Below are 12,065 nucleotides of genomic sequence, written 5' to 3' on the forward strand. Positions count from 1 at the left end.
CTACTCCTTCCTATTTAACCGTTTTACAATCCACGGCAAAGTAAGCCCCTGACCAAGAATGGTGAATAAAACCATTGCGACGGAAATGAAAATAATGGTATTCCGCATCGGAAAAGGTTGACCATTTTCAAGGGTTACGGGTAATGCTAAGGCAATTGCAAGGGATACGATGCCACGCATGCCAGACCAACTGATAATGATACTATTATTCAAATCTAGTAGTGCATCAAAAGTTACTTTGCCACGTTTGTCTCTGAAACCTCGTTGTAAATTAATTTTCTGTAAAAATACGCGAGCCATCCTGATTAATAAGGCTACTACTGTAATCAAAAAAGCATAACCAATATTAGGGAGAATCTGGGTTTTATCGATACTCGTTAAAACAATAGGAAACTGTATGCCTATTAGGATAAATATTAGCCCGTTCAATAAGAAGATATTTATCTCCCAAAAATTTAATGATTGTTGTTTTAATTCTTTAGGGAATTTTGCTCTGCTCAGTCTCGCCATGCTTAAACCTAAAATTACGACTGCAATTACACCAGAAACATGAATTTCCTCCGCTAAAAGATAAGTAACAAAAGGCATTAATACCATAAGACTGATAATGGCTAAGTGATTTTGTCGAAACCAACGGAGTGTATAAGCTAAGATTACACCCATCACTAAGCCTATGGCTAGGCCGCCTAATAACAATATGATAAATTCTAAGGTAGCTTTCCACCAGACAAAAGCAACACCTGTAACCGATGCTACCGCAAAACGATAAGCTACTAAGGCTGATGCATCATTCACTAAGCTTTCGCCTTCTAAGATAGTCGTCGTTTTGTGTGAAAGTCCCAATCCCTTTGTAATGCCTATAGCAGCTACTGCATCAGTAGCCGAAAGGATAGCACCTAAAACAAAAGCTACCGACCAGCTCATCCCTGGAATGCAGTAACGTCCGATAACAGCAATGCCCAAAGTAGTAAGAAATACCAATCCTATGGCTAAAGCACTGATTGTTTGTGCATGCGTTTTGAATTCTTTGAAAGAAATGTTGAAAGCAGCATCGTATAGGAGTGGAGGAAGAAATATTAGCATAATAATTTCAGGGTTAATCTCTATATTAGGAATAGAAGGAATGAATCCTATGGCCATGCCCACAGTAATAAGTACGATAGGGTTTGGCAATTTTATCTTCTCTGCGATGGCAGTAAAGACAATCATGAGGGCTAATATAAAAATAACGATGCTATAATTCTCCATGGTTAGGTTTGCTTATTGAAGTAAGGATAAACCCACTTTGTATAAAGAGGATTTATAAAAGGTAATGATTATAGGACTTTAATATTGCGAATCATTACCAATTTGATGATAATTTAATGAGATATTGATTTTAAACCAACTATTGAACCAATAAGCGTGATAATAAAGAAAACCCTCCAAAAATTGATTGGTTCTTTGAAAACTAATATTCCTATTAATACAAGTACCTACTGCACCAATGCCTGTCCATACAGCATAGGCCGTTCCGATGGGTAGCGTTTGTGTTGCTTTGATTAATAATAACATACTAGAGGTTAACGCTACTAAAAATCCAGCATACCACCAATAAGCTTCATTACCTGTTACCAATTTAGCTTTTCCTAAGCAAAAAGCAAATGCTACTTCAAACAACCCCGCAATAATTAAAATAATCCAGTTCATGATTTTTTTTTCTACAAAATTCATAAATAATAAGATACCTTTGGTCAATTAGTAGATGATTGTTTATATTCTTTTAAAAACAATACAGCCTGCCAAATTGATATTTAGCAGGCTGTATTTAGATGTGATTGAAGGGGGCAATTACCCTTCTGTCGTTACAGTTAATGTCACTTCGATATTTCCTCTCGTAGCATTCGAATATGGACATACCTGATGAGCTTGTTTAACCAATTCCTCAGCCTGTGCTTGTTCCACACCTGGTACATTGACAAAAAGCTCTACTGATAAGCCAAAACCTCCATTTTCAATTTTACCAATACTTACTGCTGCTTTAACAGATGTTTCACCGGTAACGGCTTTAGACATCTTAATAACCAATTTAAGGGCACTATCGAAACATGCTGAGTATCCAGCCGCAAAAAGTTGTTCAGGGTTAGTATAGTTATCATTGGCACCTCCTAATGCTTTAGGCATACGAACTTCTAAATCCAAAATTCCGTCAGAACTTTTTACGTTGCCATTTCTTCCGCCAGTAGCAGTAGCTACGGCTGTATACAATTTTTCCATTGTTATCGTTTTGTTGATTTATATTAAATATTTTTTAATTCTTTTACTTCTAATAGCTTATCGATTTGGGCTTTCAACATTAAAAATTGTTCTTCATCCGTCTCCAACTCTTTTATTAATGTATAGGGTAGCAATAATGCTTGTTCTTTAAGGTCCTTTCCTTTTTCAGTGATGGTAATGTCAACTAATCTTTCATCTACCCCAGAGCGGTTTTTAGTGACTAAGCCATTTTCAATCAATCGTTTAAGCAAAGGGGTTAGTGTGCCACTATCTAGCCATAGTTTTTTCCCTAATTCTTTTACCGTTACTTGATGGTGTTCCCACAAAACTAGCATCACTAAGTACTGTGGGTAAGTCAATCCCATTTTTTCAAGATGTGGACGATAAAGAGAGGTAATATGCCTTGATAGCGCATACACTGGAAAGCATACTTGATTTTCGAGCTTTAAAATATCCATCGCTGTATTATTTATTGTGTAAAATTAAATTGTACACAATTAAATAGCAAGCAATTTGGTGATTATTTTAAAAACAAATGAAAAGTTTTTAATTTTGAGGAGGTATTTGATGTTTTTATACATAAAATATAATGTTTTACTTACCTTTGCACCCCTTCAAAAAAAACTTACAATGAACGCTATTTTCCCCACCCAGTACTCAGCAGTTTCAACAAAAGCCTTGAATGCATTCCTTAATGAAAAATATGGCTTTAATATGTTTTGTCGCTTATTGATTAGGAATGTCAGCGATACCTATCTGTTAGAAGATGATACCAAGAAGTATATCTTCAAGATTTATCGAAATACGCATAGGAGTCTGGATGAAATTAAAGCAGAAGTAGAACTGCTTTATCATTTAAAAAACAATGGGGCAAAAGTGGCCTATCCAATCCCCGATCAGAAAGGGAAAGATATTCAAGCATTTAATGTAGCGGAGGGAATAAGGTATGGCGTTTTATTCTACTTTGCACCCGGAAAACCTGTTTTTGATTTAAGTACTGAGCAATTATTGACTGTTGGGAGAGAAATGGCAGTGAACCATAATATTAGCTCGAAAGTAGCCTTAAGTTATGAACGAGAGACTTTAGATATTAACTCTACGTTACTTACTCCTTTAGAAGTGATTAAGCCCGCTTTTAAAGATTTACCAGAGGAATATGAATACCTGAGAGAGACAAGCCTTAAAGTAATTGATAAACTGAATCAGTTTGATACCAAAGATTTCGGTTATGGATATTGTCATTACGATTATTTACCTAAAAACTTTCATTTTGATGAACATGACAATATCACTTTCTTTGATTTTGATTTTTTCGCAAAAGGTTTTTTAGTAAATGACGTTATGACATTTTTTGTGCACTTTTTCTTACATGTACATTATAAAGCCATCACTCAGGAACAAGCAGATGCTGATTTCAAGACTTTTATTAAAGGCTACCGAGAAAACAGAGCATTATCAGAGGAGGAAATAGCGATGATTCCGTATTTAGGCTATATGTTCTGGATGTATTTTTTTCAATATCATTTCGAACACTTTGAAGACTGGTCGAATTTCTTTTTTACCCATAAATTCATCAAGGAAAGGGTAGGGCTTATCAAAAAATGGGTTGATACTTTTTGTAAATTTTAAATAAAATTATGATTGTACAAATCTTTATTTTATTGGGGTGCGACTACATCTGTGATGTTTCCATCCTTATCACTAACGAGGGAATTAGGTCCCTCGTTAGTGATAAATAAACTGATTATCAATTATTTATATAATTGTGAGTAATCGTTAGTACTTAAGTCACACCCTAATGAAAGGTAATACTGATTTACCAAATACTTCTAACAGCCTGTTTAGCTTTCGCCAAAGTAATCATCCCAGTGTGACGCCACTTTTGTTTGCCATTTTTAAAGGCAATCAGCGTAGGCACTGCTGTTATATTATACTTCTTCCTTAAAACTGGATTTTTATCAATGTCAATTTTTATAATTGAAACTTCCTCATCTAGTTCATCAACTAACTGACTTAAAATGGGTGTTATTTTTTTACATGGAACACACCATTCTGCCGAAAAGTCAATAATAACTGGCGTTGAGGAGGCTATTAGTTCTTCGAATGTACCTGTCATTTTATTTTAATATTTTATACTGAAATTAATAAACAGCTTTATCTATAGATAGAGTTCATTATCTGTTTAATTTATCAAGAGAAACTGTTTTACAAAATTAGTCTATTCTTAGCATTGTTGTCATTGAACTAGTTCAAGAAAAATAATTTATAAATTATTTCAATAAAGTTTTGTTTTCAATATACCGATTGGTATATTTGTGTCGTCGATTTAACAATCGAATATTTTTTCTAAAATGAAATACCAAACAGTATATAGAAATGGCTTTTATTCCAAGATCAGAAAAAACTAGGGCTTTTATTATTGAAACTACCGCAGGTATTTTTAATAAAAAAGGGTATGCGGGAACTTCAATGTCTGATTTAACAGAAGCAACAAAGCTGACCAAAGGGAGTATTTATGGTAATTTCGAAAACAAAGAAGAAGTAGCTTTAGCAGCCTTTGAATATAACCTATCTAAAAGGAATCAATTGATTACTCAGCAATTAGAAGCATCTAACACTAATTATGATAAACTGATGGCATTCCCTGCTATCTATAGTAGTGCAGAGATGGCTTGTTTTCTAGAAGATGGGGGGTGTCCTTTGTTAAATACGGGTGTAGAAGCTGACGATGCAAATGAACTTTTCAGAATCAAAGTAGCTGAAGGTGTAACACGTTGGAAGCAATCATTAGAAAATATTATTACGGCTGGTATCGAAGCCCAAGAGTTTAGCGCTAATACTGAAATCAGTAAAACTGCTACATCCATCATCGCTTTAATACAAGGGGGCGTTTTTTTAACAAAAACCACTAAAAATCCATTGCTATTAAATCAATCACTGGAGACAATTAAAGAAATCATTCAAAAAATAACCTTGTAGTAAGGTATTTTTTTTGATAATAAATATACCGATTGGTATATGATAATTTTAAAAAATAACAAATAATCAAATACAATAATGAAAACTCAAAACAACACAATTTTAATTACTGGCGGTAGTGCTGGTATTGGCTTTGAAATGGCTAAATTATTTTCTCAGCATGGAAATAAAGTGATAATTACAGGAAGAAACGCTGAGCGTTTGAACAAAGCAGCAGCGCAATTAGAAAATGTTACTTCTTTTGTGTCTGATGTTACGAGTGCAGAAGATACTGAGCAATTGGTAGCAATACTGAAAAAAGATTTCCCTAGCCTGAATATTGTCATTAACAATGTTGGATTCGCACATGTATATAATCTGATTGATACCAATGTCAATGTTTTTGAAAAATCACAGGAAGAAATAAATACCAATTATTTATCGATTGTCAGATTAAATGAAAAGTTATTGCCACTTTTAACTCAAAATGGAGATTCAGCCATCGTCAATGTATCTTCTATCGTAGCTTTTGCACCTGCGTTCTCTATCCCAAGTTATTCTGTTTCTAAAGCAGCTTTGCATTCATATAGCAAAATCTTACGTTACACGCTGGCTAAATCTACTAATGTTAAAGTATTTGAATTGATGCCTCCTTTGGTTGACACTGATTTTTCAACTGAGATTGGTGGAAGTAACGGTATCAAACCTAATGTAGTAGCAGAAAGATTGTTTGAAGGTTTGAAAAATGATGAATACGAAATTCATGTAGGCTTCACAGCAGATTTTTACCAATTGTATCTATCATCACCTGAAAAAGCCTTAGAAGCATTGAATTCGCAAAACGCTTAGAATAATATTTTGATAATAAGTGGATTATCAGATATTTCTAGTGAGGGACTTAAGTACCTCACTAGAAATATTAAACTTAATACCCTGCCTGCTATTAAGACATTATTTTTTTACGATGCTCAATTCCCCAATTTATCATTTCGATAATTAAGCCATTAAGGCTTTGTCCATATTCAGTTATTTCATACATCACTGTTATGGGTTTTGTGTTACAAACTGTTCGGGTAATTAACTGATGACTTTCCAGATTTTGAAGTTCTTTGGATAGCATTTTAGACCCAATACCATCCACATGCCTTAATAAATCCATAAATCTTTTTTTGCCGTCAAAACTAAGCGTAGCAATGATTTGAATTTTCCATTTACCTGCTAGCAATTCCATTACATCTCGGGCAGCTAAAATACCTTGCGTATGGTCTTGAGCACAGCTTTTTTCAATAGCTTCTTTTATTTCTTCTTGGCTCTTCAGTTTCATGATACAAAGTTATGGCTTATGATTTCATAATGAATGTTAGTTTCTTCAAAGAAACTACTTTCCTTTAGGGAACTAATAGTAAATAACGCAAAAAATTATTTGAATTTTGTCAAAACAAAATGTTAAATAGATGAAAAAAGAAAAAATAATTTATTGGATAAGCACAGGTTTAATTTCAGCGGCCATGCTTATGAGCAGTTTTATGTATTTGAGTAAAAACCCTGAACTGCTTGCAAATTTTAAATTGTTGGGATATCCAGCATACTTTATCCCAATGTTAGGAACTGCCAAATTGTTGGGCGCTATCAGTTTGCTGAATCCTTGGTTTCCGAAGCTAAGAGAATGGGCTTATGCTGGTTTTACATTCACTTTTATCGGTGCTATTTGGTCGCATATTGCTACCAACACGCCTTTTATTCCTGCATTAGTACTATTAGTCATATTAGGTGTTTCGTATTTTTTTAATACAAAGAGCGAGAAAGTAGCTTAATTGATATTTAAGTAATAACAGTAAATTGAGTATTTTATTTAACTCTCTGTAGCGGTAACCCTTGCGGTTACCGTTTCGTTTAACAAAGCACCGGTTCAATAAACGGTAACCGCAAGGGTTACCGCTACAAGTAATTTTTTAGTAGCATTAAATGCTTAATCACGATTACTTCATAAAAAAATCCCGAGTTGTTAACAACTCGGGATTTTTTTATGAAGCATTTGAAAGCTATATTTTATTAGTTTTTAGCCCCTTGAATAGCTCCACTTTGTGCTTGTTTTTGCAATTGCATAGGATTTGACTGAGCTTGACGGCTTTGTTTAAATACTTGAAAACGAGTTGGTTCTTCTGGTTCTCTTGGAAAAACATTGCTTTTTGTATCAATATCAGCAATTTCAAAGAAAGGATCTAGTGTCCATTTTGTTACTTTTTTATCAGTAGGAATCACTTTTTTAATTTCCTTATCATTCAAACGCCAAATTTCGGCTGGGTATCTAAATACTTCGCTAGTACCATCTTCATAATTTGCTTTTACGATTACTGGCATTGGCAAACCTCCAACGTTTTTAACATTTAATACATAAAAGTTTTTATTACCCTGTACCAAACCTTTCTCTTCATCGCTCAAGCCTGCTGTAGCTTGTTCAAATCTCTTTTTCTCAGCTTCAGTAGTCGTGTATTTGTCATAACTATTGTAGAAATCTCTCATGTCTGGATTTTCTTCTACAACTGTTTTAGGAATATCTGTTTTGTTACGGATATTGCTCATTGTCTGGCGTTTAGCTTGGTCGTCAGCTTTAGCTTTTTCTGCTTTCTTTTCTGGCGAAACATTATCTATCCCAAACCATTCTACATTCTCAAGCGATAAATCTACTGGCTCAACACCATAGAACCAACCTTTCCAGAACCAATCTAAGTCCACACCCGAAGCATCTTCCATCGTGCGGAAGAAATCTTGAGGAGTAGGGTGTTTAAATGCCCAACGACGTGCATATTCTTTGAAAGCAGCATCAAATAACTCTCTGCCCATTACGGTCTCACGCAAGATGTTTAATGCCGTTGCGGGCTTTGTATAAGCGTTTGGTCCAAAGCCCATGATATTATCCGAACTCGACATAATTGGCACTTGCTGACTTTTGTCGGTACGCATATAACCTACAATGTCCTGAGGCTCGCCCGAAGCATCAAAATTTCTATCCCATTCTTTTTCAGCCAATTGTTCACAGAAAGTATTCAACCCTTCATCCATCCAAGACCATTGTCTTTCATCTGAATTTACAATCATCGGGAAGAAGTTGTGACCTACTTCATGAATTACTACGCCAATCAAGAAATCTTTTGTTCCTTGTGAATAAGTCCCGTCAGCTTCTGGTCTGGCACCGTTGAAAGAAATCATCGGATATTCCATACCGCCTACTGGGCCATGTACTGACTGCGCTACTGGATAAGTATAAGCGATTGTTCTTTTTGAATAAGAACGAAGCGTATGAGCAACCAACATTGTTGAATACTGTCCCCAGAGTGGATTAGCTTCTTTAGGGTAAGCCGACATTGCCCAAACTTTCTTTCCTTCAATGTTTACCTGCATAGCATCCCAAATGAATTTTCTTGAACCTGCAAAAGCAAAATCTCTCACATTTTGTGCTGCGAAGACCCACGTTTTATTTCCTGTTGGTTTAGCTTTTTCGGCAGCAACAGCCTCATCTTGTGTGACAATCAAAACAGGACGAGTAGCAGTTTTTGCTTGTTCTAATCTTTTGGCTTGAGTAGCACTAATTACTTGTGCAGCATTTTGTAATTCACCTGTTCCCAAAATAACGAAATCGTTAGGAGCGGTGATACTTACCTTATAATCTCCAAAAGGAACAGTAAATTCGCCTTGTCCTAAGAATTGCTTATGTTGCCAACCGTTTATATCATCATAAACGCACATTCTTGGAAACCACTGAGCCAATTCGTATAAATAATTTCCATCTTTTGGAAAATATTCATAACCACTTCTTGCACGAGTAGCGATGGCATCTGTAATGTTGAAATTCCAATCAATTGAGAAAGAAAAAGCAGCACCGGACTTCAACGGTACTGGCAAGTCGATTCTCATCATCGTTTCATTGATGGTATATTTTAAAGCATTACCCGCTTTGTCTTTTACCGCGGTAATTTTATAACCATATTCCTTTGGAGCTACTCCAGCAACACTATTTAATCTTGCAAAAGAAGTACCCTTGTCGGTTAAGGTTGATGTTTGCGAAAGTTGGGCAATACCACCTTTTTTGAAGTTGTTTTGGTCTAATTGAACCCACAAATAACCTAGCTCGTCTGGAGAAAAGTTTTTGTAAGTAATTACTTCAGAGGCGGTCATTGATTGATTCTGGTCATTCAATTCGGCTTTGATGTCATAATCAGCACGGTTTTGCCAATAACTTTTTCCTGGAGCACCAGATGCCGCTCTGTATGAATTGGGAGTTGGCAGTATATTCCCGAGTTGCTCGAAACGATTATTGCCATTGTACTGACCTGCTTGCTGTGCCAAAGCTTGTATGCTACAAGCAATCAGCATCAAACAGGGAGATAGGAATCTTTTAGTCATGATTGATAGTTTGAGTGAATGAATAATTTGAACGAATTTAATGAAAAAGAAAATTGAATCTTATTTTTTTAGACGTTTGATAGGCTAATACGTCTTTAACTTGACAAAATAGCTTACTTTTGAGCTGATTGAGAATACTTGTATTCTCAATTTTAATGTAAAATCTTAAACGTTATTTCTCGCAACGCTTCTCCGTCGGTCATTGAGCCACTGTCAATTCCTTTTGATTTTAAATCCAATTTCTTAATCTCACTAATAATATAGACAACCTTTGACAGATTATAATTTCTAATCGCCAAAGAGTAATCTTTTGTGAAAAATGGATTTACGCCTAATACGCTTGCTAAACCTTTTTCAGACTTATCAGGTGTAACGTGGGTAAGCAATACTTTTGAAAAGAAATTAAAAAGCATCATGACAATAGGAGCAAGCGGATTGTCTTTAGGATTGGCAGCAAAAAAGTTGACAATTTGATTGGCTTTTAATACATCACGAGTAATTAACGCTTTTTGAAATTCAAAATAGTTATATTCTTTGCTAATGCCCACAAATTTCTCAACGACATGCGCATTGATTTCTTCATCTACACGAAGGTTCAATACAATTTTGTTGATTTCGGATGCCAAACGTTTTAAATCATTGCCAACGTTTTCAATTAACATCTCAATCGCTTTCCTGCTGATTTTCAATCCCTGTTCATGGCAATACTCTAATATCCAGTCTGGAATTTTATTATCATACAGCTTTTTAGAAGGCATCACCACACCATTTTTATCAAAGGCCTTTATCCATGCTTTCCTTTCATCTACTGAATCTTTAAACATCAAAATAAGGATAGTAGAGTCAAGTGGTTTTTGAGCATAGGCTTCCAAGGCTACTTGCATTTCTTTTTGCTCTAATCCTTGAATACCCTGTGCTTCCTTCACCAGAATCAACTGTCTGTCAGACATCATCGGAAAACGCTTGGCATACGATAATAAGGAAGGTACATTCAAGTCTTTTCCAAATAATACAAATTGGTTAAAACTTTTATCACCATTTCCTAAAGCATGTTCTTCTAAATAATCAGCCACTTTATCTATATAATAGGGCTCATCACCATGCAGTAAATACAGCGGTGCGTAAGTCTTTTTCTTTAATTCCTTTAATACTTCAGTACTAGATTTTGGCATTCTGTTGTTTTGCTAAAATATTTTGACAATATACGATGAGTTCGGGGAAGAAAACTTGAAATTCTTCCAAATATAAATCATAATCTCTTTTTAAATCTTCAGTTGCATTTTCAATGCCCGATTCAAAATGTAGCCTTTTTGAAATCCCTTTCAACGACCATTCAATTCCCTGATAAGTAGCATATCCACTGAACCAGTCTGTCGTTACCATCGAATTAATCATCCTATCCATCTTGGCAGGCATATCTCTTTTTCGAGCGGTAATTAACGCATAAAATGCTTTACTATACTCAAGTAAGGATAAAGGCGAATAATGTTGAAATGTTTTCGCTAAAAGGTGGTCGTAAAATACATCTACCACGATACCAGCACATTTATGATATTTAGGCTGAAGCCTCTGAATACTTTTTCTAACAATAGGGTGTGCATCAGTAAACGAATCTATTGCTCTATGCAAAATAATCCCATTTTTAATCGCTTCATTGATGAAAGAATTCTGCTCATTATCAAGGTTTCCTTTGATAAAATCGCCCATGAGATTCCCGATTTTTATATCATCATCATCGCCAGATAGAAAAGTATGTGCTAAAAAATTCAACTTTTATGTTTTTTTTATTGTTCTGAGACCATAAAGTTAAGGAAAAACCCTTACGTTTGTGGCAAATACGGGTTCCTCAACGAAAACACTATCAAAAAAATTAGTACAATGCAAATTTCAAATGAAAAGGTTGTTACCTTAACATACGAGCTAACAGTTACAGATGCTGATGGCGTAAAAGATTTAATAGAGACTGTAGAGCAAGAAGACCCAATGGTTTTTATTCAAGGTTTAAGCGGTTTACCAGAAGCTTTTGAAGAAAAAATTCAGGGACTTACTGCGGGTGATAGCTTTGAGTTTTCAATTCCTGCTGAGGAAGGGTATGGTGAATACGACCCTTCGGCCGTTGTAGAGTTACCAAAAGAGATTTTCAAAGTTGATGGCGAATATGTAGAAGAAATGTTAGAAGTTGGTAATTTCTTACCAATGACTGATGATGCTGGTAATCGTTTAAATGGAAAAATTATTGCTGTTGAAGATACTTTAGTAAGAATGGATTTTAATCACCCTTTGGTTGATAAAGAAATGTTTTTCAAAGGAACAATCGTTGCAGTAAGAGAAGCTACTCAGTCGGAACTAGACCATGGGCATGTACATGGTGACGGCGGAGTACATCATTAAGAGTTTATGAGTTGAAAGTAAATGAGTTTAAAGTATTAGCGTTCATACTGGTGAAT

General features: G+C 35.1%; 13 protein-coding genes and 1 pseudogene. 5 read left to right on the top strand and 9 right to left on the bottom strand.

All coding sequences use genetic code 11. The features are described from left to right. The 4 genes and pseudogenes from VB264_RS05920 to VB264_RS05935 all read right to left on the bottom strand — a co-directional run bounded on the left by VB264_RS05920 (position 1) and on the right by VB264_RS05935 (position 2,714). Positions 1-1,248 carry a Na+/H+ antiporter gene (locus tag VB264_RS05920; protein ID WP_323247606.1) on the bottom strand — a complete coding sequence of 416 codons (1,248 nt, stop codon included), beginning with the start codon at positions 1,246-1,248 and terminating at the stop codon, positions 1-3. 113 nt (positions 1,249-1,361) lie between these two features. After that, positions 1,362-1,689: pseudogene (locus tag VB264_RS05925) on the bottom strand (DMT family transporter). A 141-nt stretch (positions 1,690-1,830) separates the two neighbouring features. Beyond that, on the bottom strand, positions 1,831-2,256 hold the full coding sequence (locus tag VB264_RS05930) for an organic hydroperoxide resistance protein (RefSeq protein WP_309916507.1): 426 nt from the start codon (positions 2,254-2,256) through the stop codon (positions 1,831-1,833). Between the two features lie 23 nt (positions 2,257-2,279). Further along, positions 2,280-2,714 (bottom strand): MarR family winged helix-turn-helix transcriptional regulator, encoded by a 435-nt coding sequence (locus tag VB264_RS05935; RefSeq protein ID WP_323247609.1) that lies wholly within the window; start codon positions 2,712-2,714, stop codon positions 2,280-2,282. 172 nt (positions 2,715-2,886) lie between these two features. On the opposite strand from VB264_RS05935, the gene VB264_RS05940 reads away from it, so the two are divergent. Next, positions 2,887-3,885: a phosphotransferase enzyme family protein gene (locus tag VB264_RS05940; protein WP_323247611.1), complete on the top strand. Its 999-nt coding sequence runs from the start codon at positions 2,887-2,889 to the stop codon at positions 3,883-3,885. Positions 3,886-4,072: 187 nt separating this feature from the next. On the opposite strand, the gene VB264_RS05945 is transcribed toward VB264_RS05940, so the two are convergent. Then, a complete protein-coding gene (locus VB264_RS05945) occupies positions 4,073-4,372 on the bottom strand; it encodes a thioredoxin family protein (protein WP_309916497.1) in 300 nt (99 codons plus the stop codon). 260 nt (positions 4,373-4,632) lie between these two features. Here VB264_RS05945 and VB264_RS05950 point away from each other — a divergent pair, with 260 nt between their 5' ends. Together VB264_RS05950 and VB264_RS05955 are read left to right on the top strand one after the other, a co-directional pair. Then, on the top strand, positions 4,633-5,235 hold the full coding sequence (locus VB264_RS05950; protein WP_323247613.1) for a TetR/AcrR family transcriptional regulator: 603 nt from the start codon (positions 4,633-4,635) through the stop codon (positions 5,233-5,235). A gap of 78 nt (positions 5,236-5,313) precedes the next feature. After that, entirely contained in the window at positions 5,314-6,063 is a 750-nt protein-coding gene (locus tag VB264_RS05955) for an SDR family oxidoreductase (protein WP_323247614.1), read from the top strand. A 94-nt stretch (positions 6,064-6,157) separates the two neighbouring features. Here the strand turns inward: VB264_RS05955 and VB264_RS05960 are convergent, their stop codons facing one another. Beyond that, positions 6,158-6,538: a winged helix-turn-helix transcriptional regulator gene (locus VB264_RS05960; protein ID WP_323247615.1), complete on the bottom strand. Its 381-nt coding sequence runs from the start codon at positions 6,536-6,538 to the stop codon at positions 6,158-6,160. Positions 6,539-6,668: 130 nt separating this feature from the next. Here VB264_RS05960 and VB264_RS05965 point away from each other — a divergent pair, with 130 nt between their 5' ends. Next, positions 6,669-7,028, top strand: coding sequence for a DoxX family protein (locus tag VB264_RS05965; RefSeq protein ID WP_323247617.1), 360 nt, complete (start codon positions 6,669-6,671; stop codon positions 7,026-7,028). A 238-nt stretch (positions 7,029-7,266) separates the two neighbouring features. Here VB264_RS05965 and VB264_RS05970 read toward each other — a convergent pair whose 3' ends face one another. The 3 genes from VB264_RS05970 to VB264_RS05980 all read right to left on the bottom strand — a co-directional run bounded on the left by VB264_RS05970 (position 7,267) and on the right by VB264_RS05980 (position 11,388). Next, positions 7,267-9,618, bottom strand: a complete 2,352-nt coding sequence (locus tag VB264_RS05970; protein ID WP_407654645.1) for a M1 family metallopeptidase — start codon at positions 9,616-9,618, stop codon at positions 7,267-7,269. Positions 9,619-9,770: 152 nt separating this feature from the next. Further along, a complete protein-coding gene (gene holA / locus VB264_RS05975; protein WP_323247618.1) occupies positions 9,771-10,790 on the bottom strand; it encodes a DNA polymerase III subunit delta in 1,020 nt (339 codons plus the stop codon). Next, positions 10,777-11,388, bottom strand: a complete 612-nt coding sequence (locus VB264_RS05980; RefSeq protein WP_323247620.1) for an acyl carrier protein phosphodiesterase — start codon at positions 11,386-11,388, stop codon at positions 10,777-10,779. Before VB264_RS05980 ends, holA begins: the two co-directional genes overlap by 14 nt. 108 nt (positions 11,389-11,496) lie before the next feature. On the opposite strand from VB264_RS05980, the gene VB264_RS05985 reads away from it, so the two are divergent. Next, on the top strand, positions 11,497-12,009 hold the full coding sequence (locus tag VB264_RS05985; protein ID WP_323247622.1) for an FKBP-type peptidyl-prolyl cis-trans isomerase: 513 nt from the start codon (positions 11,497-11,499) through the stop codon (positions 12,007-12,009). Positions 12,010-12,065: the final 56 nt, after the last annotated feature.

Source organism: Arcicella aquatica (assembly GCF_034928825.1).
Lineage (GTDB): Bacteria > Bacteroidota > Bacteroidia > Cytophagales > Spirosomataceae > Arcicella > Arcicella aquatica.